Annotated in this window: 18 protein-coding genes; 7 read left to right on the top strand and 11 right to left on the bottom strand. The window is 60.6% G+C overall.

Features of this window, described 5'->3' with window-relative positions:
* Positions 1 to 4: 4 nt before the first annotated feature.
* Positions 5 to 193 (bottom strand): hypothetical protein, encoded by a 189-nt coding sequence (locus tag ACZ9IM_RS10030; RefSeq protein ID WP_017337097.1) that lies wholly within the window; start codon positions 191 to 193, stop codon positions 5 to 7.
* Between the two features lie 351 nt (positions 194 to 544).
* Here ACZ9IM_RS10030 and ACZ9IM_RS10025 point away from each other — a divergent pair, with 351 nt between their 5' ends.
* On the top strand, positions 545 to 1,381 hold the full coding sequence (locus tag ACZ9IM_RS10025; protein WP_008076708.1) for a CvfB family protein: 837 nt from the start codon (positions 545 to 547) through the stop codon (positions 1,379 to 1,381).
* A 280-nt stretch (positions 1,382 to 1,661) separates the two neighbouring features.
* A complete protein-coding gene (locus ACZ9IM_RS10020) occupies positions 1,662 to 2,594 on the top strand; it encodes a DMT family transporter (RefSeq protein WP_063341262.1) in 933 nt (310 codons plus the stop codon).
* Here the strand turns inward: ACZ9IM_RS10020 and ACZ9IM_RS10015 are convergent.
* Positions 2,530 to 3,720 carry an MFS transporter gene (locus ACZ9IM_RS10015; protein ID WP_427626029.1) on the bottom strand — a complete coding sequence of 397 codons (1,191 nt, stop codon included), beginning with the start codon at positions 3,718 to 3,720 and terminating at the stop codon, positions 2,530 to 2,532. The genes ACZ9IM_RS10020 and ACZ9IM_RS10015 overlap by 65 nt on opposite strands.
* 104 nt (positions 3,721 to 3,824) lie before the next feature.
* On the opposite strand from ACZ9IM_RS10015, the gene ptrR reads away from it, so the two are divergent.
* Together ptrR and ACZ9IM_RS10005 are read left to right on the top strand one after the other, a co-directional pair.
* Positions 3,825 to 4,718: a putrescine utilization regulator PtrR gene (gene ptrR, locus ACZ9IM_RS10010; protein ID WP_427626030.1), complete on the top strand. Its 894-nt coding sequence runs from the start codon at positions 3,825 to 3,827 to the stop codon at positions 4,716 to 4,718.
* Between the two features lie 140 nt (positions 4,719 to 4,858).
* Complete coding sequence (locus ACZ9IM_RS10005) at positions 4,859 to 4,987, top strand: PA1414 family protein (protein ID WP_007905120.1); 129 nt, start codon at positions 4,859 to 4,861, stop codon at positions 4,985 to 4,987.
* A gap of 237 nt (positions 4,988 to 5,224) precedes the next feature.
* Here the strand turns inward: ACZ9IM_RS10005 and ACZ9IM_RS10000 are convergent, their stop codons facing one another.
* From ACZ9IM_RS10000 to speB, 6 genes are all read right to left on the bottom strand, one after another.
* On the bottom strand, positions 5,225 to 5,476 hold the full coding sequence (locus tag ACZ9IM_RS10000; protein WP_427626031.1) for an acyl carrier protein: 252 nt from the start codon (positions 5,474 to 5,476) through the stop codon (positions 5,225 to 5,227).
* Positions 5,477 to 5,531: 55 nt separating this feature from the next.
* Positions 5,532 to 6,257 carry an MBL fold metallo-hydrolase gene (locus tag ACZ9IM_RS09995; RefSeq protein ID WP_476223817.1) on the bottom strand — a complete coding sequence of 242 codons (726 nt, stop codon included), beginning with the start codon at positions 6,255 to 6,257 and terminating at the stop codon, positions 5,532 to 5,534.
* Between the two features lie 349 nt (positions 6,258 to 6,606).
* Positions 6,607 to 7,986 (bottom strand): sodium:solute symporter family protein, encoded by a 1,380-nt coding sequence (locus ACZ9IM_RS09990; protein ID WP_476223816.1) that lies wholly within the window; start codon positions 7,984 to 7,986, stop codon positions 6,607 to 6,609.
* A gap of 163 nt (positions 7,987 to 8,149) precedes the next feature.
* Complete coding sequence (locus ACZ9IM_RS09985; protein ID WP_476223815.1) at positions 8,150 to 9,661, bottom strand: purine-cytosine permease family protein; 1,512 nt, start codon at positions 9,659 to 9,661, stop codon at positions 8,150 to 8,152.
* Positions 9,662 to 9,715: 54 nt separating this feature from the next.
* Positions 9,716 to 10,138: a YybH family protein gene (locus ACZ9IM_RS09980; protein ID WP_007905130.1), complete on the bottom strand. Its 423-nt coding sequence runs from the start codon at positions 10,136 to 10,138 to the stop codon at positions 9,716 to 9,718.
* A 9-nt stretch (positions 10,139 to 10,147) separates the two neighbouring features.
* Positions 10,148 to 11,098: an agmatinase gene (gene speB, locus ACZ9IM_RS09975; RefSeq protein ID WP_007905133.1), complete on the bottom strand. Its 951-nt coding sequence runs from the start codon at positions 11,096 to 11,098 to the stop codon at positions 10,148 to 10,150.
* Positions 11,099 to 11,408: 310 nt separating this feature from the next.
* Here speB and ACZ9IM_RS09970 point away from each other — a divergent pair, with 310 nt between their 5' ends.
* The gene (locus ACZ9IM_RS09970; protein WP_008013540.1) at positions 11,409 to 12,302 is read left to right on the top strand and encodes a LysR family transcriptional regulator; all 894 of its coding nucleotides are present in this window, start codon (positions 11,409 to 11,411) and stop codon (positions 12,300 to 12,302) included.
* 4 nt (positions 12,303 to 12,306) lie between these two features.
* Positions 12,307 to 12,900, top strand: coding sequence for a tRNA-uridine aminocarboxypropyltransferase (locus tag ACZ9IM_RS09965; protein WP_476223814.1), 594 nt, complete (start codon positions 12,307 to 12,309; stop codon positions 12,898 to 12,900).
* Between the two features lie 114 nt (positions 12,901 to 13,014).
* On the opposite strand, the gene ACZ9IM_RS09960 is transcribed toward ACZ9IM_RS09965, so the two are convergent.
* The 3 genes from ACZ9IM_RS09960 to ACZ9IM_RS09950 all read right to left on the bottom strand — a co-directional run bounded on the left by ACZ9IM_RS09960 (position 13,015) and on the right by ACZ9IM_RS09950 (position 18,249).
* The gene (locus ACZ9IM_RS09960) at positions 13,015 to 14,379 is read right to left on the bottom strand and encodes an HlyD family type I secretion periplasmic adaptor subunit (protein ID WP_429545838.1); all 1,365 of its coding nucleotides are present in this window, start codon (positions 14,377 to 14,379) and stop codon (positions 13,015 to 13,017) included.
* Between the two features lie 209 nt (positions 14,380 to 14,588).
* Positions 14,589 to 16,748, bottom strand: coding sequence for a type I secretion system permease/ATPase (locus tag ACZ9IM_RS09955; RefSeq protein WP_123494639.1), 2,160 nt, complete (start codon positions 16,746 to 16,748; stop codon positions 14,589 to 14,591).
* Between the two features lie 142 nt (positions 16,749 to 16,890).
* Complete coding sequence (locus ACZ9IM_RS09950; protein ID WP_476223813.1) at positions 16,891 to 18,249, bottom strand: TolC family outer membrane protein; 1,359 nt, start codon at positions 18,247 to 18,249, stop codon at positions 16,891 to 16,893.
* Positions 18,250 to 18,840: 591 nt separating this feature from the next.
* On the opposite strand from ACZ9IM_RS09950, the gene ACZ9IM_RS09945 reads away from it, so the two are divergent.
* Positions 18,841 to 25,236, top strand: coding sequence for a retention module-containing protein (locus tag ACZ9IM_RS09945; protein WP_476223812.1), 6,396 nt, complete (start codon positions 18,841 to 18,843; stop codon positions 25,234 to 25,236).
* Positions 25,237 to 25,317: the final 81 nt, after the last annotated feature.

The following is a 25,317-nucleotide window of genomic DNA, read 5'->3' as shown; positions in this document are numbered from 1 at the left end:
GGGATTACTTCTTGCCCAATGTGATCTGCTTGGACGGGCCGAACGTCTGGCCGCTGACGCCTTTGGCAATTTGCTGGATCTCTCCGCCGGACTTGAGAAACGCAGCGATCTGGTTGTTGATCGATTCGCTGGTTTCAACGGCTGGAGCTGGCTTTGCTTTGCTGTTGGATGCTTTTACACGCATGGCGGCCATTAACCTGTAGAAATTAACTTGGCCAGGCATCGTACAGGAAATACTTGACAATTGCTTGGTAAATATCCTCCCGAAATACACCTCGGAGAAACGCAATTTATCGCAAGTTATTATTCGCAATGTTCCCGTAAGCTGCTGTTTTAACTAAGAACCCAAGTGAAGAAAAAGCGTTTTTCGGATGGGCAGACCATGGAGCGAGGCACCCAAATGGTCTGACGAGCGGGCAAGCGCACCGGGTAAAACCCAGGAAAATTAAGGCCTTCGACGGATTTTCTTGTGCCACCGGACCGGCCGCCGAACGCGGCCCGCAAAACCGGGTAGAATGCCGCCCACGCAATGAGGGTATTGGACATGGCTTTAGTCGGGCGCTACAACAGTTTGCAAGTGGTTAAACACACTAACTTCGGTTTATATCTGGACGGTGGCGCGGATGGCGAAATCCTTCTGCCTAACCGTTATATCCCCAAAGATATTCCCAGCGAAGATGAAGACTGGCTCAACGTTTTTATTTATCTGGACAGCGATGACAAACTTATCGCAACGACCGAAAAGCCGAAAGTTCAGGTCGGTGAATTCGCCAGTTTGAAAGTTGTTGAAGTCAACAGCATCGGCGTGTTCCTGGATTGGGGTTTGCCGAAGGACCTGCTGCTGCCGTATTCCGAAGAAAAGCGCCAGATGACGGCCGGCGAGTATGTCGTGGTGCACGTTTATCTCGACAAACACACGCGCCGCATCACCGCGACGGCGCGTCTGGACCGCTACCTGGACAAGACCCCGGCCAATTACACCCCGGGTCAGGAAGTTGATTTGCTGGTGGCCGAAGCGACCGATATGGGCTTCAAGGCAATCATCAACAACAAGCATTGGGGTCTGATCCACAAGAACGAAATCTTCAAGTTCATGCGCGCCGGTAAAGAAGAGAAGGGCTTTATCAAAGAAGTCCGCGCCGACGGCAAGATCAGCCTGAGCCTGCAACCGGTGGGCGAGGAAGCTGCCACTAGCCTGAACTCGAAGATTCTTGCCAGGTTGCGCGACAACAACGGCACTCTGCCAGTCAGCGACAAGAGCGACCCGACGCTGATCAGCAGTATGTTCGGCGTCAGCAAGGGCAACTTCAAAAAGGCCATTGGTGCGTTGTACAAGAACGGCCAGATCGTCATTCACGCTGATCGTATCGAACTCAGCTGACCCTACGCGCTCCCTGTAGGAGCTGCCGCAGGCTGCGATCTTTTGATCTTGATCTTTTACAGGCAAAAGATCGCAGCCTGCGGCAGCTCCTACAGGGAGGACGCGACCGCCATATGACGCAAGCAACGATTTAAAGGTCTTTTGCAGACACCTTTTTCTGTCCATCTGGTTAATAATCGACGGCATAATTTTTCGCCCCGACACTCTGCTCAGCCAGAAGGTCGGGGCTTTGCTTTTACTGTCGAGTCACTGCCATGGATTGTGTTATCGAGGTGTTCCGGTGAGCGCCACCCGGCGTAGCGCCGATGGGTTTGCCCTGCAAGTGATGGTCGGGCTGTGCCTGATCTGGGGCGTGCAGCAGGTGATGATCAAGTGGGCCGCGCCCGACATCGCGCCGGTCATGCAAGCGGCGGGGCGGTCGGGTATTTCCGCGTTGCTCGTAGGATTGTTGATCTGCTGGAAGGGCGGTTGGGATCAGGTTGGCACTACCTGGCGCGGCGGCTTGCTGGCGGGTGCGTTGTTTGGCCTGGAGTTCTTCTTCATTTCCGAAGGCCTGCAACTGACCACGGCCGCGCACATGTCGGTGTTCCTTTATACCGCGCCGATCTTCACCGCGTTGGGCGTGCATTGGCTGCTGCCGAGTGAGCGTTTAAGGCCGGTGCAGTGGCTGGGGATTGTTCTCGCCTTCATCGGCATTGCCATTGCGTTTGCCGGTGGCGTGTCCTGGGACAACCTCGACCACCGCATGCTGATGGGCGATGCGTTGGGCGTGCTGGCTGGCGCGTCATGGGGCGCGACCACTGTTGTGGTGCGCGCCTCGCGCCTGTCGGAAGCGCCGGTGACGCTGACGCTGTTTTATCAACTGATCGTCGGCTTCGTCGGCCTGCTGTTGATCGCGATCCTCAGCGGGCAGGTCACTCATGTCAGCCTGACCACTGTTGCCGTGGCGAGTGTGTTATTCCAAGGGTTGGTGGTGTCGTTCTTCAGTTACTTGACCTGGTTCTGGCTGCTGCGTCGTTATCTGGCGGCGAACCTGGCGGTGTTTTCGTTCATGACGCCGCTGTTCGGCGTCACATTCGGCGTGGTGCTGCTGGGCGAAGAACTGAGTCTCAACTTTGTGATCGGCGCGGTGCTGGTTCTGCTCGGGATCACTTTTGTGAGCGCAGAGCAGTGGGTCCGCCGTCGTTTGCGCAAAGCACTTGGGCAACCCTGACCGGGCGCAGCAACAGGCCTCCTGCGATGAGCAAACCGCTGCCGGCGATCAGCAGCGCGGGTTGCAATCCACCGCTGAAATGACTGCTCAGCGCTGCCAGCAACGGCCCGCTGAGCTGACCCACGGCGAAGCACGCGGTGAGCAGCCCGGCGTTGCGCTGGGTGGCATGGGGCGCCAGTTCCCGGGAGCGCTGCATCACCAGTTGCATGCAGGCCAGGAACGGCCCGCCACACAAGATCACCCCTAACGCCAGGCCGGCACCGCTGCCCAACAGGCAGGCGAAGACTCCGACCGCTTGCAACCACAATGTTGCCATCAGCCAATGGCGAGTGGCATTCGGGTTGTGCCGACGCAGGCTCACCAACACCACCCCGATTGCCGCCGCCAGACCGAAGCATGGCCAGAATAGATCGGCTTGCCATTGCCCATGGAACTGCGCGCTGGCCATTTGCGAGAGGAAAGTGGCCGGGATGATGTAGCCCAAACCGTACAGACCATAGATCACCGGTAAACGTCCGACACCTTGGGTGCCGGATGTGGCAGCAGGTGGTGTCGCCACAGAAGAGGCAGCCGGTTGCGGCAGGAACGGCAGAATCCCCAACAGCATCACCAGCCCGACTCCGGCATACACCAGCCACAAGACTGCGGACGTCTGCCCCAGCAGGTTCGAGCCCAGAGCCAACAACCCTGTCAGAAAAATCCCCAGGCCCGGCCCGGCAAAGACCAGGGCGCCAAGTCGCGGACGACCGGCCGCCGCTGCCAGCGGTTGACTCAATGCGGTAATCATCACCAACACCCAGGCGCTGGCCACGCCCGTGCCGAAACGCAGCACCAGATGCGACCAGAACCCGTCGGCCCAGAACGAGGCCAGGGTCAGCAATACACAGAGCCACAAACCGCCGATCAGGCGCCGACGAACCTGGTTGGGACGACGGGCGAACATCGCGTCCACCGCGCCGACGAAGTAGCCGAGGTAGTTGGCGGCGGCAATCAGACCGGCGGCAGTCAGGTCGATCTGGCCTTCGCTGAGCAAGTGCGGCAGTTGCGGGGTCAGGGCGAAACGCCCGATGCCCATGGCCATCATCAGGGCGATGAAGCTGGCGGTTAAGCGAATCAGAGGGGACATGGTCTGAGTTCCGTTCCGAGGATCAATGACCGTCAGGCTAGGACTGATTGACTTTCTTTAAAAATGAATAATAGTGAGAAACTTGTTCTGATTTGGAGAATGGCGTGGAATTCAGCCAATTGCGGATCTTCCAGGCGGTGGCGGAGGAGGGCTCCATTACCCGGGCTGCTGAACGCTTGCATCGCGTGCCGTCCAACCTGTCGACCCGGCTCAAGCAGCTCGAAGAGCAACTCGGTGTCGAACTGTTCGTACGTGAGCGTCAGCGTTTGCAGTTGTCACCTGCGGGAAAAGTCCTCTTGGACTACACCGCCAAGCTGTTCGCCTTGCACGACGAAGCCCATGCGGCAGTGCAGGGCGGGCAACCGGCCGGGGATTTCGTACTGGGCACGATGTACAGCACCGCCGCAATTCACCTGCCAGAGCTGTTGGCGCGTTATCACCGCAGCTATCCGGCGGTGAACCTGCAAGTGCAATCGGGCCCCAGCGGCGAATTGCTCGAAGGTCTGCTCACCGGGCGCCTCGATGCGGCGCTGGTGGACGGTCCGCTGGAACTGGCCGGGCTCGACGGCGTGCCGTTGTGCGACGAACGGCTGGTGTTGATCAGCGAGGCCGATCATCCGCCGGTACGCAGCGCACTGGATGTCGAAGGACGTTCGGTGTTCACGTTTCGGCAGGGCTGTTCCTATCGGATGCGTCTGGAAGCCTGGTTTGCCCATGATCACGCGGCCATGGGCCGGGCGATGGAGATCGAGTCCTATCCGGGAATGCTCGCCTGTGTGATTGCCGGCTCCGGCGTGGCGCTGATGTCGGAGTCGATGCTCGCCAGCCTGCCGGGGCGCGAAAGCGTGGCAGTGCACCCGTTGGCCGAGCCGTTCGCCAGCGCGACCACTTGGCTGATGTGGCGCAAAGGCATGGTCGGGGCCAACCTGAATGCATGGATCGAGCAACAGCAGGCGGTGTATCCATCGGCAGCGATTCAGGCCCAGGCAATTGCTTGAACGTGCGGTCTGGGATTTGGATCAATTTAGTAACAGATCATTGCGATCTTGGGCGAGCATTGCGTAGGACTTCGGACTATTATCAGTGCGAAGGGGCTACAGAACTTCGGCCGCTCGGCACGACCCTGAAGGGGGGCATCATGAAAGAGAAAATCCAAAACTGGCTGCATGACCTGGGTGTCGCACTCGGTTTGATCGAACCGCCTCTGCAACCCATACCCATTCGCACTGACGACGAACAACGTCGCCGCCAGCAGCGCCGCCGGTAAACGCCTGAACCTATCTGGCAAGCGGGCTTGTTGTGGCAAGGAGACTTGCCCGAGGGGCTTGCTTGTGGCGAGGGGGCTTGCCCCCGTTCGGCTGCGCAGCAGTCGTAAACCGGCGCACTGCGTTCTGTCTGATACACCGCGGTGAGCGTTTTGGGGTCGCTTCGCGGCCCAACGGGGGCAAGCCCCCTCGCCACAGGTGACTGCATCTGCCACAAAAGATGTATATGACAACCGGTCTCAATACCGCCCGATCTCAATCAAAAACCGGCTCAAGTCGTCGACGGTCGTCGCAGTCTTGAGCATTCGGTCTTCTTCGGCGGTGGACGCTGTCAGTCCCAGCTGATCTTCCAGATGGAAAATCAGATCTTGAATATCTTTTTTATCCAGTCCCAACTGCACCAGACGGGTGTTGTCGTCGAAGTCTTCCCGGCCCTCCAGCAGACGGCTGATGAGGCGGTGCACGGCTGTACGAACGGCGTCTCTTGTCATGATTGTTCTTCGAGGGCGTTATTGTTGTTGTCCCTGGTGCTGAGTACAGCAGGCTTCAGGCGTGTCGGCGCTGCCACTCGTCTATCATCGTGCGCAAATACTCCCCGGAAAAACTCCCGAAATGTCCGCCGTGCACCGTGCGGATCGGCAGCGCGCGCAAGCGTTGCAGGCTGCGGGCGTAGTCGTCGAGGTTGGAGTGATAGGCGTCTTCGATCAGAGGCCCGTCGTAAATGATGTCGCCGCTGAACAGGGTTTCGGTCGCCGCTTCAAACAGGCTGATGCCGCCCGGTGAATGACCCGGCGTGTGCAGCACTTGCAGGACCCGATCGCCGAGAGCGAGCACGTCGCCTTCTTCAATCAAACCCGTGGCCGGTGCGGCTTTGACCCGGTATTCGGCGTAGCACAACGGGCAGTCGGGGTGAGCCTCGAACATGTCGTCACCGACAAAAGCCTTGCTCAGGGTGTTGTCGCCGTCGGGCTCGGCGAGGATCTGTGCCTCGGCCGGGTGTACCAGCCGTTCGGGGAATTCGTGATGCCCGGCGATGTGGTCGAAATGGCAATGGCTGGCCACCGCCACCAGTGGTCGTTCGGTGATCCACGGCAATTGCTCGCGCAGGCTGACCAGGCCGGAACCGCTGTCCAGCAGCAAATCCTTGTCACGCCCCTGAATGTGCCAGAGATTGCAGCGGTAAAAGGGCCGAATGTAAGGCTCGTGAATCAGGCGGATGCCGTCGCTGAGCTGTTTGACCTCGAACCACTGATCGCGGCTGACGATCTTCATAAGCAGATTCCTTCAGGCGAAAAAAAACGGGTGTGGCAAGTGGGCGCGTCCTCCCTTATTTCCTGCGCCGCGCCGGATCTGATGTCGTGCAGGGCAAGGCGCGAGGAGCGTGGTTTGGTTGTTCCAAATAAGCTCCGAGTAACGCAGCCCTGCACGACATCAGCTCCGGCCCTCCGGGTTGTGCCTAAAAGCGAGCCAGGCTGTGTTGCAGTCCTTGGCAAGGAAACGACCCTTACCTACGGACTGCGCCTTGCCTGGCTCGCTTTTAGGCGCAACGCCGCGCAGGAAATAAGGGAGGACACGCCCGTGCCACACCCGTCGAAGAAAGCATCAAGTCGTCATGGAAAGTTTAGGCGGCGCTCGCCACCACTGCCGGGCGACGGGACAGCAAGCTGACCACCACGAAACTCACCAGGCCTACGCCGAGGCTGTAGTAGATCGGGGTGTTGGCGTCCATACCGTCCTTGAACATGAACAACAGCGCGGTGGCGAAGCCCATGCCCATGCTGGCGATAGCGCCGGCGGTGGTTGCGCGTTTCCAAAAGATTGCACCGATCAGCGGGATCAGCATGCCGCCCACCAACAGGTTGTAGGCCAGGGTCAGGGCACTGATCACGTCGTTGACGACCAGCGCGATACCCAGCACGGCGATTCCGGTCAGCAGGGTGAACAGGCGATTGACCGCCAGGCTCGACTGTTTGCCGCCGCGCAGTTTCGGCAGCAGGTCTTCGGTCAGGGTGGTGGCGGCGGCAAGCAGGCCGGCGCTGGCGGTGGACATCATGGCCGCCAGGGCAGCGGCGATCACCAGGCCACGGATACCGTCCGGCAGGGACAGTTTGACGATGGCGGCGAAGGCGTTGTTGACGTTGTCCAGATCCGGGATCAGCACATGAGCGGCCATGCCGATCAGGGCGCAGGCCAGTCCGTAAAGGATGCAGTAGAAGCCTGCGAATGTACCGGCGACCTGAGCCACTTTGGCGCTCCTGACGGTGAACACACGCTGCCAGATGTCTTGGCCGATCAGGATCCCGAAGAAGTAGATCATGAAGTAGGTGATGATGGTGTCCCAGCCAATCGTGGTGAAGCTGAAGGCGGTTGCCGGCAGTTTCAACACCAACTCATCCCAGCCGCCGACGCGGTACAGGCAGATCGGCAACAGGATGAACATCAGGCCCACGGTCTTGATGACGAACTGGACGATGTCGGTCAGGGTCAGGGACCACATGCCGCCGATCGCCGAATAAATCACCACCACGCCACCGCCGACCAATACCGACAGCCAGAACGGCAGGTCGAACAGCACTTGCAGTACGGTGCCAATGGCCAGGATCGAGACCACGCCGATCATCAGCGCATACGCCAGCATGATCACCGCGCTCGCGGAGCGGGCCATCGGGTTGTAGCGTTTTTCCAGCACCTGGGTAACAGTATAGATTTTCAGTTTCAGCAGCGGTTTGGCGAGGAACAGGTTCAGCGCCACGATCCCGCAACCGAGGGCCGCGCAGAGCCAGAAACCGGAGATGCCATGGACGTAACCCAGGCGCACGGTGCCGACGGTAGATGCACCGCCCAGAACGGTCGCGGCCATGGTGCCCATGTACAGGCTCGGGCCGAGGTTACGACCGGCGACCAAAAAGTCTTCGTTGGTCTTGGCCTTGCGCATGCCGTAGTAGCCGAGTATCAGCATCGCGGCGGCGTAGATGAGTACGACGAATAAATCCAAAGCCATGATGGCGTGTCTCCGATTGTCTTTTTTATGGTGAAACAAAGATGGTTCTGTGGACCGGCCCCTGTGGGAGCGAGCCTGCTCGCGATAGCGATTTATCAGTCACATCAATGTCGGATGTGCCGCAGTCATCGCGAGCAGGCTCGCTCCCACAGGGGTGTCGGTGTCAGGCTGGCTGACGCATTTCAGGTTTTGCGATGGTGTGTGCGCCCTTGCTGCGTGCATCGTTGGGGCCGAACACCGCAGCCGGTTCCGGGAACAGGCTCAGCAGTGTCAGGTACACCAGCGAGGCCAGGCCGAGGGTCACCGGCAGGCTGATGTCGATACCGCCCGCCAGATTCCCGAGTGGCCCGACAAACTGCCCCGGCAGGTTCACGAAGCACAAACCCGCCAGCGCGCTCGGGATCCAGGCACCCAGGCCACGCCAGTTCCAGCCGTGGGTGAACCAGTAACGGCCACCTTTTTCGCCACGGGTGAACACCTGCAGGTCATCCGGGCAGTAGAAGCCGCGACGCACCAGCAGGCCGATGATCATGATCACCATCCACGGGGTGGTGCAGGTGATGATCAGCACGGCGAAGGTCGACACGCTCTGCACCAGGTTCGCCGCAAAGCGCCCGATGAAGATGAAGGCAATCGACATTACGCCAATCAGCAGCGTTGCCTTGACCCGTGACAGCACCCTCGGGAACACGCTGGACATGTCCAGCCCGGTGCCATACAGCGAGGTGGTGCCAGTGGACATGCCGCCGATCACCGCAATCAGGCACACCGGCAGGAAGAACCAGCTTGGCGACACCGCCAGCAGACCGCCGACGTAGTTGTTGGCCGCGATGTAGTCCGGTGCCTTGATCGCCACGATGGTGGCGGTGGCGAGGCCGAACAGGAACGGGATGAAGGTGGCGATCTGCGAGATCACCACGGCAGCCATGATCCGGCGCTTGGAGGTGTCACGCGGGATGTAGCGCGACCAGTCGCCGAGGAACGCGCCGAAGGAAATCGGGTTACTCATCGCTACCAGTGCAGCGCCGATGAAGGCCGCCCAGAAACCCGGTTGACCGAGGCTGACGCTGCCGGCGTAGTTCACATCGAAAGGACCTGCGAAAGCAAAGATGCCCAACAGGAACAACAGGCTGGCGCTCCACACGGCGATCTTGTTGACCCACAGCAGGAAGCGGAAACCGTAGATGCACACCGTCAGCACCAGAATCGCGAACAGACCGTAGGCCAGGCCCAGCGTCAGGTCGGTTTCCGGCAGGCCGATCAGGCGTTTTGCGCCACCGATCAACGCATCGCCCGAGCTCCACACCGAGAGCGAGAAGAAGGCGATGGCGGTCAGCAGCGACAGGAACGAACCGACGATCCGCCCATGCACACCAAAGTGTGCACCGGACGACACGGCGTTGTTGGTGCCGTTAAGCGGACCGAACAAACCCATCGGCGCAAGGATCAGCGAACCCAGCAACACGCCCAGCACAATCGCCCAGACGCCCGCCTGAAAAGACAGGCCGAACAGTACCGGGAAACTGCCGAGCACGGCGGTGGCAAAGGTGTTGGAACCGCCGAAGATCATCCGGAACAAGTCCGTCGGGCCTGCGGTGCGTTCGTTGTCCGGGATCTGTTCGACCCCGTGGGTTTCGATTTGCGTAAGGCTTTGGTCTTTGTTGTTGTTATTCATGATCTGCTCCGATCATAAAGGCGCGCTCATCGTGTGTGAGCGTCACCTGTTTGGCTAAGGGGGTGGCAGCCCTTCCGGCATTGCGGACAAATGTTCGTGGCAGGCCAGCCATAGGCCTTGTTGTTCTTGGCCAGACGTCTGTTTTTTGAAAACAATCGTCTCGCGCTCCTGGCTGAAGTGTTGCTCCCCTTGCATGCGCAGCTCGGTGGCCACGTCATGGATGAAAATTGCCACGTCACCCTGCAGGCTGACGAAGGCGTTGCTCGAGGTGCACGACAGCACCTCGAAGCCGTCCTCGGCGCGCCAGGTGTCCCACAACGCCTGATAGGCATCGCGCGACAGCAGGGGCTGCTCGAGGGTGTAGAACACGAAGCTGGCATCAACGCTGAATGCGCCGAAGTAAGCTTCGCGATCGTTACGAGCAAAGGCCGACACCAGCTCAGCGGCGGCGTTGAGTACCTGATCACGTTCGCTCATGACCGATCCTCAGCGATGGACCACGCCCGGCAGTACGCAGAGCATTTCGTACAGCAGGTTGGCGCCCAACAGCGAGGTGTTGCCGGTGGTGTCGTACGCTGGCGAGACTTCCACCAGATCGCAGCCGACCAGATCAAGGCCTTGGCAGCCGCGCACGATTTCAATCGCCTGAATGGTCGTCAGACCGCCGATTTCCGGGGTGCCAGTGCCTGGTGCCCAGGCCGGGTCAATGCCGTCGATATCGAAACTCAGGTACACCGGACCGCCGCCGACTTTCTCGCGAACTTCGGCCATCAGCGGGGCCAGGGATTTGTGCCAGCATTCTTCAGCCTGAACCACACGGAAGCCTTGATTGCGGCTCCAGTTGAAGTCATCAGCGGTGTAACCCTGAGCGCGCAGGCCAATTTGCACCACGCGGTCGCAATCCAGAAGGCCTTCTTCTACAGCGCGACGGAAGGTGGTGCCGTGGGCGATCTTCTCGCCGAACATGTGATCGTTCACATCGGCGTGAGCGTCGATGTGCACCAGGCCGACCTTGCCGTGCTTTTTATGGATGGCACGCAGGATCGGCAGGGTGATGGTGTGATCGCCGCCGAGAGTCATGGGGATCACATCGTGTTCGAGGATGTTGTCGTAGGCCTCTTCGATGATCCGCACGGCGTCCAGCAGGTTGAACGTGTTGATCGCTACGTCACCGATGTCGGCAACCGACAGCGAGTCGAACGGCGCGGCGCCGGTGGCCATGTTGTACGGGCGGATCATCACCGATTCCGCACGGATTTCACGCGGCCCGAAACGGGTGCCGGGGCGCAGGGACGTGCCGATGTCCAGCGGGATGCCAATAAAGGCAGCGTCCAGGCCGGCAGCGGATGGCAAATGGGGAAGTCGCAGCATGGTGGCGATGCCGCCGAAGCGCGGCATTTCGTTGCCGCCCAGTGGTTGGTGAAGAATCTTGTCCACGGGTAAGGCCTCATCGTCGTTGTTTTATTTATGTCGGTTGCACGCTCGGGGAGAGACGGGCACCGCTGTGGGCCGATTCTGCGAAATGTAGTGACCGGGAAGAATCGCTACGGGCAAATACTTAGTTCAGATTTTTCTAAACTAATGGCGAGGGCGGAGATAGACTCTTACGCGTGATCGTTCCCACGCTCTGCGTGGGAACGCATCCACGGACGCTCCGCGTCCAGCTGTTTCCTGCATGTGACGCAGAGCGTCACGGGCTGCATTCCCACGCAGAGCGTGGGAACGATCTAGGTGCTTGGAGTCCCCCATGGCCAACGCTTTACCCGACCTGAAACTATTGCGCATCTTCGTCAGCGTGGTCCGCCATCAGGGGTTCGCCAACGCCCAGCAAGAGCTCAACCTCTCGACCTCGGCCATCAGCACTTACATGAGCCAGCTCGAAGCAGCCTTGGGCCTGGTGCTTTGCCATCGCGGTCGCGGTGGTTTCAGCCTGACCAGCAAGGGTGAGCTGTTCCATCAGGAAACCCTGCGGCTATTGGCCGAACTCGAAGGTTTCGAACAATACGCCGCCGCCCTCAAAGGCGAGCTGCGCGGAACCTTGAACCTGGGCGTGATCGACTCCACCGTCAGCGATAAGGCCTTGCCCTTCGCCGAAGCCATCGGTGCCTACAGTCAGGAGCACCCGGCGGTGCATTTGCATCTGTCGGTCATGAGCCCCTACGAGCTGCAACTCGGCGTGCAGGACAACCGCCTCGACCTGGCCATCGGTGCCTTTTCCACGCGCATGAGCGGTCTGGTCTACATGCCGCTGTACCGCGAGCAACACTGGCTGTATTGCAGCAGCCGCCATCCGCTGTTCACCGAGCGGCGCATTCCCGAGCAAGTCATCACCCAACAGCGCATGGTCGGTCGCGGCTATTGGAGCCAGGCCGAACTGGCCCGCCACGGTTTCAAACACAGCGCGGCGACCGTGGAAAGTATGGAAGCCCAGCTGATTCTGGTGCTGTCCGGCGCCTACATCGGTTACTTGCCGGAGCACTACGCCCAGGCTTGGGCCGACAAAGGCGATTTGCGCGTGCTGCTGCCGGCGACGTTCGGTTATCAGGCGCCGTTCTCGATGATCGTGCGCCGAGGCCGCAGCCGCGAACCGCTGATCCAGACCTTCCGCGACCTGCTCAAAGCGCAGCTCAATCAGGCTTAAGACAATGTCCAGAATCCAGTGCCCGCGTTGCCTGCGTCCACAAACCCATTGCCTGTGCCCGCTGATCCCGAGCCTCGACAGCCGCACCCGGGTGTTGCTGCTTCAGCATCCAAGCGAAGTGAACCACGCGCTGAACACCGCGCGGTTGGCCGCGTTGGGGTTGAAGAATGCCAAGTTGATCGTCGGCGAGGTGTTTGAGGATTTGCCGGCGCTGTTGAATCAGCCGGGCTATCAGGCGCGGCTGCTGTTTCCCGCCGAGGATGCGCAACCGTTGCAGGCTTACACCACCAATGATGAACCGCTATTACTGGTGGTTCCGGACGGCACCTGGCGCAAGGCGCGCAAAATGCTGCACCTCAATCCGTTGTTGGCGGCGTTGCCCAGAGTGACGCTGGCCGAGGGCGGGGTGTCGCGTTATCGCTTGCGCAAGGCTCCGGGGCCTGGGGCGTTATCGACGGTGGAGGCGATTGTGCAGGCGTTGCAGGCGCTTGAGTCACCCGTCAGTTTTGAGCCGTTGTTAAAACCGTTCGAGGCATTGATCGAGGGGCAGATTGCGGCGATGGGGGAGGAGACCTACCAGAAAAATCACGGGCGATGATCGTTCCCATGCTCTGCGTGGGAATGCATCCAGTGACGCTCTGCGTCACATCCGGGAAGGGACGCGGAGCGTCCCGGGCGGCATTCCCACGCGGAGCGTGGGAACGATCACTGACTACCGCTCGCGCATCGCCTCGGTCCGCGCTTTCAACACCGGTTTAAGCAAATAATCCAACACGCTTTTCTCCCCGGTAATAATGTCCACCGTCGCCACCATCCCCGGAATGATCAGCAGCGGTTTCGCATCCCCGCCCAAGTGATTCTTGTCGGTCCGCACCTGAATCAGATAAAAGCTGTTGCCCTTGTCATCGGTGATGGTGTCCGCCCCGATCAGCTCCAGCTTCGCACTCAACCCCCCGTAAATCGTGTAGTCGTAAGCGCTGAACTTGACCATGGCTTTCTGGCCCGGGTGCAGGAATGCCACGTCTTGAGGGCGGACCTTGGCTTCGATCAGCAGGTTGTCTTCCAGTGGCACGATTTCCACCATGTCGTTGCCCGGCTGGACCACGCCGCCGATGGTGTTGACCTTCAGCATTTTGATGATGCCGTGAACCGGCGACACCACGGTGGTGCGCGTCACCCGGTCGTCGATGGCAATGCTTGAGGCGGTGATTTTCGACAGGTCGGTGCGTTTCTCATTCAGCTCTTTTGCCGCGTCCGAACGGAAGGATTGTTCGGACTCGTCGATCTTGCTTTTGATCTCATTGATCGCCGATTCGGCACGGGGAATCGCCAGGGTCGTAGCGTTCAGCGAGCCGCGGATTTCCACCGCGCTGCGTTTGAGTCGCAGGATTTCCACTGGCGAAACCGCACCGGTGCCCACCAGTGGCGCCGACATGTTCATCTCTTGTTGCAGCAGCGCCAGGCTGGAACTGAACTGCCCTTGTTTGGAGCGGAATTCCGCCAGTTCCTGAGTTTTCTGCCGAAGTTGTTCGGTCAGCGTGCGCTGTTCGCTGGCCAGTCGGCGCTGGCGTTGTTCGTACAGCGAGCGTTCGTCCTCGGCCACTTGTGGCGCCTTGGCGATGACTTCCGCAGACAGCTTGAACGGCCGACCTTCTGCCTCGGCCGATAACCGTTCGACCTGCGCAGTCAGTGCATAACGATCCGCTTCACTTTCACCTTTGTTCGACAGAAATCGCGTGTCATCCAGGCGCAGCAAGGTGTCGCCCTTGTTCACCATTTGCCCTTCGCGCACGAAGATTTCCGTGACGATGCCGCCCTCCAGATTCTGGATCACCTGAATCTTGCTCGACGGAATCGCCTTGCCTTCGCCCGTGGTGACTTCCTGCAACACGGCGAACTTGGCCCAGACCAGTGCGGTGATCAGCAGCGCCGCTGCCAGCCACACGGTGATCCGCGACCAGCGCGGCGAATCCTGCAACGACGCGCCAGCGGTTTCCGGCATGAATTCGCTTTCGGCACTTTTGCTGAAACTGCCGAGGTAGCTTCGGGCCGCTGAATCCGGTGTTTGAGCAGACATGGGCAATACCCGTCAGTTAAAAGAAATAAATCCGAACACAAAGCTGTGGCGAGGGAGCTTTGTGGCGAGGGGGCTTGCCCCCGTTGGGTCGCGAAGCGGCCCCAAAGCCATTCACCCCGTTGTACCAGACCGATCGAGCTAGCAGGTTTACGACTGCTTCGCAGCCGAACGGGGGCAAGCCCCCTCGCCACAGGTCATGTGTTTGTGCCCTAAACCGTCGCAGAGCCGACACGGCCCTTGCGCAATGCATCGATGACCGCTTCTTTCGGGCCGTCGGCGACGATCCGCCCGTTGTCCAGCACCACCAACCGGTCCACCAGGCTGAGCATTGAGGTGCGGTGAGTGACCAACAGCAGGGTTTTGCCCTGAATCCAGCCGTGGAGTTTTTGCCGCAGGACGTCTTCGCTGCTGTTGTCCATGGCGCTGGTGGGTTCGTCGAGCAGCATGATCGGCGGGTCGAGCAACAAGGCCCGCGCCAGCAACACTGCTTGGCGTTGACCGCCCGACAGCAACTGACCGCGTTCACCCACCGGCCGGTCGAAGCCATGGGGATGTTGGCGAGCCAGTTCGGTGACGCCGGTCAGTTCGGCGACTTCGAGCATCCGGGCATCGCTGATGTAGCGCGCGCCAAGGGTCAGGTTGTCGCGCAGGCTGCCGGCCAGCAGCGGCAGGTCGTGGGCGACGTAGCCGATCTGTTGACGCAGGTCGGCGACGTCCAGTTGCCGCAGGTCCAGGCCATCGAGCAGCAACTGGCCTTCTTCCGGCGCATAGAAACCCATCACCAGCCGCGCCAACGTGCTTTTGCCCGAGCCGCTGCGGCCGATGATGCCGATCCGTTCGCCCGGTTTCATGCTGAAGCTGACGTTGGCCAGGGCCGGGGCATTCTGACCGTTGTAGTGGAACGTCACGCCGCTGACGTCGAGTGCGCCTTGCAATTGCGTGCGCTCCAGCGGCCGCTGCTTGGCGTCACGTTCTTGTGGCAACGACATCAGCGCATCGGTGCTTTTCATGGTCAGTTGTGCTTGCTGATAACGGGTGATCAGCCCGGCGATCTGTCCCAGCGGCGCGAGCACGCGGCTGCCGAGCATGTAGGTCGCCACCAGCGCACCAACGCTGAGGTTACCGGCAATGATGCTGTAGACCCCGGCGACGATGGTCGCCATGCCGGAGAACTGCTGAATGAACAACGTGCCGTTGGTGGCCAGCGCCGAGAGGTTGCGCGCGTGGCTGTCGAGGCGGGTGAGGGCGCCGTGGGTGCTTTCCCATTTGTGCTGGCGTTCGCTTTCGGCGCTGCAGGCCTTGAGGGTTTCCAGGCCTCCGAGGGTTTCGATCAGCAAGGCCTGACGTTCGGCGCCGAGGCTCAGACTCTTCTGCACGGTGTCGCGCAGACGTGCCTGAATCACCATGGCAAAGATGATCGTGATGGGGAAGGCCAACAGCGGAATCACCACCAGCCAGCCACCGAGCAGGCCGATCACTACCAGCATCAGCACCGCGAAGGGCAGGTCGATCAGGCTGGTCAGCGTGACAGCGGTGAGAAATTCCCGCAGGCCCTGAAAGTCATGAATGCTCTGGGCGAAACCACCGATGGTTGCTGGACGCGCTTTCATCGCCATGCCGGTGATGCGTTCGAACAAGGTCGCCGAAAGAATCACGTCGGTTTTCTTCCCGGCGGTGTCCAGCAAGTGCGCGCGAACCACCCGCAGCACCAGTTCGAAGCCAGTTCCGATCAGCAAGCCGATCGACAGCACCCACAACGTTGAAGTGGCCTGGTTCGGTACCACCCGGTCGTAGGTCTGCATCACAAACAGCGGCACCATCAGCCCCAGCAGGTTGATCAGGAAACTCGCCAGAATCGCATCGCTGTACAGCCACTTCGACAATTTCAACGTGTCGCGAAACCACGCCTCCACTCGCGGCACCAGCGGCGCGCGCAAGTCTTCGAGTTCATGCCGCGGCCGGGCGAACAAGGCCTGGCCGCTGTAGTTGGCGGCCAGCTCGTCCGTGCTGACCCATTGTTCTCCACCGTCGGCTTCGCTCGGCAGAATCAGCGCCTGACCGTCATCGCCGAAGCGACGCAAGATTGCGCAGCGGCCATGGTTGAGGATCAGCATCACGGGCAGGTTGAGTGCGGAAATCTCCCCCAGTTCACGGCGCAGCACACGCGCCTGCAAACTGGCCCGAGCCGCTGCGCGCGGCAGCAGGTCCAGGCTCAAACGTTGGTGTGCCATTGGCAGCCCGGCACTCAGGCTGGCGCGACTGACCGTCGCGCCATGAAGTTTGCAGAGGATCAACAGACCGTCCAGAAGCGGGTCATCAAAGCTCAGACGCGGATCGACACCCGTGTTGCCGGTTTCCATGCTGGTCATATTGATTGCCTGTGGCGAGGGAGCTTGCTCCCGCTTGAGTGCGCAGCACTCACACTGTCTTCATCTTCAATCGGTGTTCGGGGTTGCTGCGCAACCCAGCGGGAGCAAGCTCCCTCGCCACAATTGGTCACGTTGAGCTACTTCATTTCAGTTCAGGCAAGCGAGCTTCGTTTTTCACTTCGGTGGCGGCGATCGCATCGGCAGGCAGCACCACCCGTTGTTTGCTCAGCAACTGACCCATGTTCGCCAGCACGCGGTACATCGAAAACTCCTCGGTGTAGCGCACTTCGGTGTAACGGCGGTTGGCGTTGTAGAGCTCGTTTTCACTGTCGAGCAAGTCGAGCAAGGTCCGTTGACCCAGGCCGAACTGATCCTGATACGCGGCCCGCACACGGGTGGTGGTTTCGGCGTATTCACGGGCGGTCGGGGTTTGTTTCTTGGCGTTGAGCATGGCGTTCCAGGCCAGGTGGATGTTCTCGTTGAGCTGGCGCAGGGCGTTGTTGCGGATGTCCAGCGCCTGGTTGATCTGGTGCGCATCGGAGGCCAGCCGGGCCTTGTCGCTGCCACCGCGGAACAGGTTGTAGTTCATCACCACACCCACTCGCCATTGGTTGTCGTGGCCTTCGTCGCCCTGGATATTATTATTCGCGCCCACCGCTGCTTCAGCGTCAAAACGCGGGTAGAACGGCGACTTGGCGACTTCGTACTGGCTTTCGGCCGATTGCACATCGGCCTGGGCGGATTTCAGGTACGGGTTGTTTTCCACCATGCTCTGCTGGGCTTCCGGCAGGGTGGCGGGCAATTCGCCGCGGGTCGATGGCGGTGCTTCGAGTTCATCGGGCATGCGCCCCACGACGCTGTAGAAATTCGTCTCGGCATCGGCCAGATCGACTTCGGCGGTGTCGAGGTTGTTTTGCGCCAGTGCCCGGCGGGCGGTGGACTGGTCGGAGTCGGCGTTGCTGCCGACCCCACGCTGAGTGCGCAGGCCGATCTGATCATTGACCCGCATGTGCGCTTGCAGGTTGTTCTTGGCCAGGGTCACCAGTTCGCGACGCTTGAGCACTTCGAGGTACACCTCGATGGTGCGCAGGGCCAGATCCTGGGCGGTGCCCTGAGCGTAATAGGCTCGCGAGTTGGCCACGCCTTTGGTGCGCGCAACCTCGTTGGAGGTGTTGAAACCGTCGAACAGCATCTGCCGCAGGCGCAGTTCCGATTGGGTGTAGTTGAGGATTTCGGTGTGGTGATTGCCTTGCGCCCGAGTGGTGGTGTTATCGCTGTACCCGCGCCCGTAGCCGGCGTTCAAATCCACCGAGGGATAAAAGCCTCCTTTGGCGACTTTAACCTGCTCGTCGGCCGAGAGCCGGGCGTCGACCCGCGACGCCAGTTCCGGGTGGGTCGCAATGGTGCTCTGGATCGCCTCGGTCAATGACATCGCCTGAGCCTGAGAAGTGCAGGCCATGGCCAGCAAAATCGCGCTGCAGAGGGGGGTTAAAACGCGCATGGATGCCTCTCCCTGATTCCTGATGGTACTTAGTGAGTCGCCAAATATTTGACGTTATTTTTAAGTGAAACCGTCTCACCCTTGTTACAACAGAGCTAAGAACATCCTGACGCGAAGCTAAGAAGGATTTCTCATAACGCTTATGCCGAAAAAAACTTATGCGCTCTGAAAAATCCAGCACATTGTTCAATGCGAAAGCCTTTGTTTATGAGCTCTCAGGAGCATCGAAGGGCTTGAGGAAAGTTCAATCCACTTTTCGACACAGAGCGAAGAAGTGCTGGAGGGGAGGGAAGCGAGACGGTTTAGAGGCGACAATTTTTTGTCACTCAAGTGATTCAAAACCGTTACGCATCGTTAGCAGGGCGGTTATTTTGGAAGTGGATCCCGATGCCATTGATTGCACAGGGTTTTATCCCGATCCAGAAATTCCCCTTGCGAGCGACACGCCTGGCGAAAGTGTCGGGAGGCAGTGGTTTACGTCAGGTAAACGCTTTCTCGGCAAACGATCCGTCAGGCCAACCTGCTTGAACCATGGGCACGTTCTTCGCGCAAACAGGATGCCGACAGCAGTTGGCAGCGGAGGAAATGCACATGGCAACGCTCATCGGTATCGTCAGTAAGGTCATCGGTCAGGTGTACGCAGTGGCGGGTGATGGCACCCGACGCACCCTGGTCGAGGGCGATCGGCTGTTTGCCGGCGAGCAACTGGTCACCGGGGCCGAAGGCGCGGTGGCGGTGCAGTTGAAAAATGGCCAGGAGCTGACCCTGGGTCGTGACAGCAGCCTGCAGATGACGGCCCAATTACTGACGCATCAGGTCCCGCACGTGGAGACCGCCGATGCGGTGACGCCGAGTCAGGCGCAACTGACTGATGTCGAGCAGCTGCAAAAAGCTATTGCCGCCGGTGCCGACCCGACTCAAACAGGTGAAGCCACTGCCGCCGGACCGGGCGCCTCGGGCGCGCCGGGTGGATTGGGCGGCGGCCACAGTTTTGTGCTGCTGGAGGAAGTGGCGGGCAGGGTCGACCCCATCATTGGTTTCCCCACCGCAGGCTTCAACGGCATTCCCGAATTCCCCCTGGAGCGCCGGGATCCGGACAACGGCGACAACGGCGACAATGGCGCAGGTGGTGCGGGGGGGGCAGGCGCGCCTAATAACCCGGTTACCCTCATTGGCCTGTCGGCGGCGGGGGGCGAACTCACCCTCAATGAAGCCCACCTGGCGGAAGGTTCGGCCAGCAACCCCGGAGCGCTGACTCAAAGCGGCACCTTCACAGTCATTGCTGCTGACGGGCTGACCAGCCTGAACATCGGCGGGATCAACGTGATCAGTGGCGGTGTGCCCGCCGGTTTTCCGCAGTCGATCACCACTCAATTGGGTAACACCCTGACGATTACCGGCTATAACCCGGCCACCGGCGTAGTGAGTTACAGCTACACCTTGGTCGGCAACGAAACCCACTCGGCTGGCAATGGCGCCAACAACCTCAGTGAACAGTTCACCGTGGTCGCAAGTGACAGCAATGGCGATACCGCCACCGGTTCGCTGGACGTCAACATCACTGACGATGTGCCCAAAGCGATCGACGACACCAACGCCAATACCGCCTCGGAAACCCTGCTGACCCTGACCGGCAGCGTGCTGCCCAACGACCTCCAGGGCGCCGACCGCATTGCCACCGGTCCCGACAGTGGGCCGATCATCGGCGGCACGTTCAACGGGACTTACGGCACCCTGGTGCTCAACCCCAACGGCACATACACCTACACCCTGAACAGCAGCGACGCCGATTTCAAAGCCCTGAACGGTGGCGGTAGCGCCACGGAAACCTTCACCTACACCCTGACGGATGCCGATGGCGATACCAGCACCGCGAACCTGGTGCTGGAGATTCACAACAACGATGACCCTGTGACCCTCGATGGCCTGAACGTCAACGGCGGCGAACTCAACGTTTATGAGAAAAACCTCAGCGACGGCACCAGCCCCAACACACCTGCCTTGACCCAAAGCGGCACCTTCACCGTCACCGCCCTCGACGGTTTGCAAACCCTGACGGTGGGTGGCATCGCGGTGGTCACCGATGGCGTGGCCGCCGGCTTCCCGCAATCGATTGTCACTGCGCTCGGCAATACGCTGACCATCACCGGTTTCAACAGCACGACTGGCGTGGTCAGCTACAGCTACACCCTGACGGATAACGAAACCCATCCGAACGCCGACGGCACCAACAGCATCACCGAGAACCTCAACGTCGTCGCCACCGACCTCGATGGCAGCACGGCATTGGGTCAGATCAACGTCAACATCGTCGATGACTTGCCCACCGCCAACCCTGATCTCGCCACGATCGACGAGGGCGCAACGGCCTCGGGCAACGTGCTGAACAATGACGTCGGTGGCGCCGACGGTCCGGCACTCAGTGGTGCGGTGGTTGGCGTGCGCGCCGGCAGCGACACTTCGACTTCGGCCATCGGCGGTTTGAACACGCAAATCAACGGCACCTACGGCTACCTGACTCTGGATGCCAACGGCAACGCCGTGTACCACAGCAACCCGAACTCGGTCAGCGCGCCGGGCGCCACGGATGTGTTCACCTATACCGTGCGCGATGCTGATGGCGATGAAAGCACCACAACCATCACCATCAACGTGGCGGACTGCACCCTCGTAGCAGCCAGCGACAGCGACGTGACGGTTAACGAAAAAGCCCTGGATCTGACCCAGGATGGCCAGGACCTGGCAGCAGGCACCGTCACCGGCAGCGAGCCGGGCAATTCCAGTGAAACCGGCTCCGGTACGTTGGTGGGCTCGGTTACCGGCACCACTGGCACGATCACTTACACCTTGGTCGGCAGCGCCACCGGGACTTATGGGCAAATAGTGCTCAACCCCGACGGCAGCTACACCTACACCCTGACCTCCGCGCCAGTGACCACCCCCAACGTCAATGACGGGCCGAACACCCTGAGCGAAAGCTTCACCTATCAAGCGACTGATCCCTTGGGCAACAGCGTCACCAGCACCATCGTGATCAATATCGTCGATGACGTACCCACCGCTCACGCCGATGCAGTCGCGGTGGCGGAGGGCGGGACCGTCAGCGGTAATGTGTTGGGCAACGATGTGCTTGGCGCTGACGGCCCTGCATCGGGTGGTGCAGTGGTCGGCGTGCGCGCCGGCAGCGACACTTCGACCTCGGCCATCGGCGGTTTGAATACGCAAATCAACGGTACCTACGGCTACCTGACTCTGGATGCCAACGGCAACGCCGTGTACCACAGCAATCCGAACTCGGTCAGTGCACCGGGTGCTACGGACGTGTTCACCTACACCGTGCGCGATGGCGACGGCGATGAAAGCACCACGACCATTACCGTCGACGTGTCCAACTGCTCCCTGGTAGTGGTCCCCGATAACGACGTAACGGTTCACGAAAAAGCGCTGGATTTGACCAAGGATGGACAGGACCTGGCAGCAGGCACGGTCACCGGCAGTGAACCTGACAACACCGGCGAAACCGCTTCCGGCACGCTGGCCGGTTCCATCACCGGCGCCACTGGCGCGATCACTTACAGCCTGGTCGGCAGCGCCACCGGCACCTACGGGCAACTCCTGCTCAACCCGGATGGCAGCTACACCTACACCCTGACGTCCGCACCAGCGACCACGCCCCATGCCAACGACGGACCGAATACCCTGAGCGAAAGCTTCACCTATCAGGCCACCGATTCTCTAGGCAACAGCGTCACCAGTACCATCGTGATCAACATCGTCGATGACGTGCCGACTGCTTACTGCGATTCAGTCGCGGTGGTAGAGGGCGGTACGGTCAGCGGCAACGTGTTGCACAACGATGTGCTCGGTGCTGACGGCCCTGCATCGGGAGGTGCAGTGGTCGGCGTGCGCGCTGGAAGCGACACTTCGACTTCGGCCATCGGCGGCTTGAACAGCCAAATCAACGGCACCTACGGCTACCTGACGCTGGATGCCAGCGGCAACGCCGTGTACCACAGCAATCCGAACTCGGTCGGCGAGGCGGGCGCCACCGATGTATTCACCTACACCGTGCGCGATGCGGACGGCGATGAAAGCACCACCACGCTTTCCATCGACGTGTCCAACAACTGCCTCGTAACGGCCACCGATACCGACGTGACGGTCTACGAAAAAGCCCTGGATTTGACCCAGAACGGGCAGGACCTGGCGGCGGGTACGGTCACCGGCAGCGAGCCTGGCAACACGGGTGAAACCGGCTCCGGTACGCTGGTCGGTGCGGTCACCGGCGCCAGCGGCGCAATCACCTACACCCTGGTCGGCAGCGCCACCGGAACCTACGGGCAGATCCTGCTCAACCCCGACGGCAGCTACACCTACACCCTGACCTCGGCGCCGAAAACTTCGCCCAACGCCAACGACGGCGCGAACACCCTGAACGAAAGCTTCACCTACACCGCCACCGATTCGGTGGGCAACAGCACCACCGGCACCCTTGTGGTCAGCATCGTCGATGACGTGCCGTCTAACGCCGTCGCCTCGGACCGTTCGGTGCCCGCGGTGCAGATCGACTCCAACCTGCTGCTGGTGATCGACGTGTCCGGGAGCATGGACGATCCCTCCGGCGTATCGGGCCTGTCGCGGTTGGACCTGGCCAAGCAGGCGATCAGCGCACTGCTCGACAAGTACGACAATCTGGGCGACGTGAAGGTGCAGATCGTCACCTTCAGCAGCAGCGCCACGGACCAGACCTCGGTGTGGGTCGATGTGGCGACGGCCAAGTCGATCATCGCGACGTTGACGGCGGGTGGCGGGACCAACTACGACGTAGCCGTGGCGACCATGCAAACCGCGTTCGATACCTCGGGCAAACTCACCGGGGCGCAGAACGTCGGCTACTTCTTCTCCGATGGCAAACCCAACGAAGGCGACATCGGCACCGCGGACGAGGCCGCGCTCAAAGCCTTCCTCGACGCCAATGGCATCAAAAACTACGCCATCGGCCTGGGCAGCGGCGTCAGTAACGACAGCCTCGATCCAGTGGCCTATGACGGCAGCACGCACACCGACACTAATGCCGTGGCAGTGACCGACCTCAATCAACTCAACTCGGTACTTTCGGGCACCGTACAAGGCGCGCCGGTCACCGGCTTGCTGCTGGGCGAGGGCGAGGGCGGTACGTTCGGCGCCGATGGCGGCTTCATCAAAACCATCACCGTCGATGGCACCACTTATACCTATGACCCCAAAGGCAACAGCAATCAGGGTTCGCTGATCTTCAGCGGCGGCGTCAACCACGGCACCTTCAACACCGCCAACAACACCTTGAGCATCGCCACCGACAACAGCGGCACGCTGCTGGTGAACCTCGATACCGGCGAGTACACCTATCTCTCGCAGAAAACCACGACCGCGGTGATCACCGAAAACATCGGCTTCACCGCCAGCGACAACGACGGCGATCTGACCAGTTCCACGCTGGTGATCAATGTGATTCCGAACACGCCACCGGTGGCGGTCGATGACCATGTCATCACCAATATTCTGTCGGGCAGCATTGTGGTGCCGGGCGAGCTGCTGCTAGCCAACGACAGCGACGTCAATGGCGATGCGCTCACGGCATCGCCGACCACCTTCAATACCGGGTGGGCAGCCAAGGGCGGGGACTTTACCGGTACCAATCCGAACTTCAGTTTCACCGGAAATAACCAGGCAGTGACCATCGCCCGCAGCGCATTCGTCGCCAACACCGCAGCCATGACCGCGGTACTGGTGGTCAGCGGGGCATTGGGGGCGGTCAGCAACAACAATACCAACGACGAGGATCAGATCACCGTCAACCTCAAGCAGGGTGAAACCCTCAACCTGGATCACAACCTGGCGGCCGGCCACGTCACCATGGAGTACTCGGTCAACGGCGGCGCTTTCATTGCCATCGCTGACGGCCAGATCATCACCGCCTCGGCGGACGGCACGTACCAGATCCACATCACCAACATCGACGACGGTGGTCCGGGCAACAGCGGCAAGGGCTCGGAAAGCTACCAGTTGACCATGACCGTCAACTACGCCGGAGCCCACGACACCACGCCGGACTTCCACGGTACCTACACCGCCAACGACAACCACGGCGGCAGCGACTCGGCCAATGTGACCATCAGCTATCAGGACGGCCATACGCTGACCGGCACTTCAGGTGACGACGTACTGGTGGCGGGCGCTGGCAACAACGTCATCAATGCCGGCGACGGCAACGACGTACTCACCGCCGGTACCGGCAACAACGAAATGCACGGTGGCGCCGGTAATGACTTGCTGTTCAGCGGAGCGGGCAATGACCTGCTCGATGGCGGCACCGGCAACGACACCGCGAGCTATGCCCACGCCACTGCAGGAGTCACCGCCGACCTGAGCCTGATCACCGCGCAAAACACCCTTGGCGCCGGCACTGACACCCTGACCGGCATCGAAAACCTCACAGGCTCGAACTTCAACGACAGCCTCATGGGCGACAACAACAGCAACATCATCAACGGCGGTCTGGGCAACGATGTGCTCAACGGCGGGGGCGGCGACGACTTCCTGATCGGTGGTCTGGGCAACAACACCCTCACCGGCGGCAGCGGCGCCGACACCTTCCAGTGGCTCAAAGGCAACAGCGGCCACGACGTCATCACCGACTTCACCCCAGGCACCGACAAACTCGACCTGTCGCAACTGCTGCAAGGGGAAAACGGCACCGCGGCATCGCTGGATGACTACCTGCACTTCACCGTCAGCGGCAGCGGCGCATCGGTCATCACCAGCATCGACGTCAGCGCCATGGCCGGCGCTACGCCGAACCAGACCATCGACCTTGCCGGCGTGAACCTGGCCAGCCACTACGGCGTCACCCCCGGGGCGGGCGGGGTGATTGCCGGCGGCGCGGATACGGCGACGATCATCAACGGCATGCTCAATGACCATTCGTTGAAGGTGGATACCGTGTGAGTTGAAACGACAAAACCCGCCATTCCGGTTGCATGGGAGGGCGGGTTTTTCATGGTGGGTGTTTTGAGCATCAGAGGGTGT

This window comes from Pseudomonas sp. TE12508, assembly GCF_056279485.1.
The sequence above is the reverse complement of the archived record's forward strand: the minus strand, read 5'-3'. Positions and strand labels throughout refer to the sequence as shown.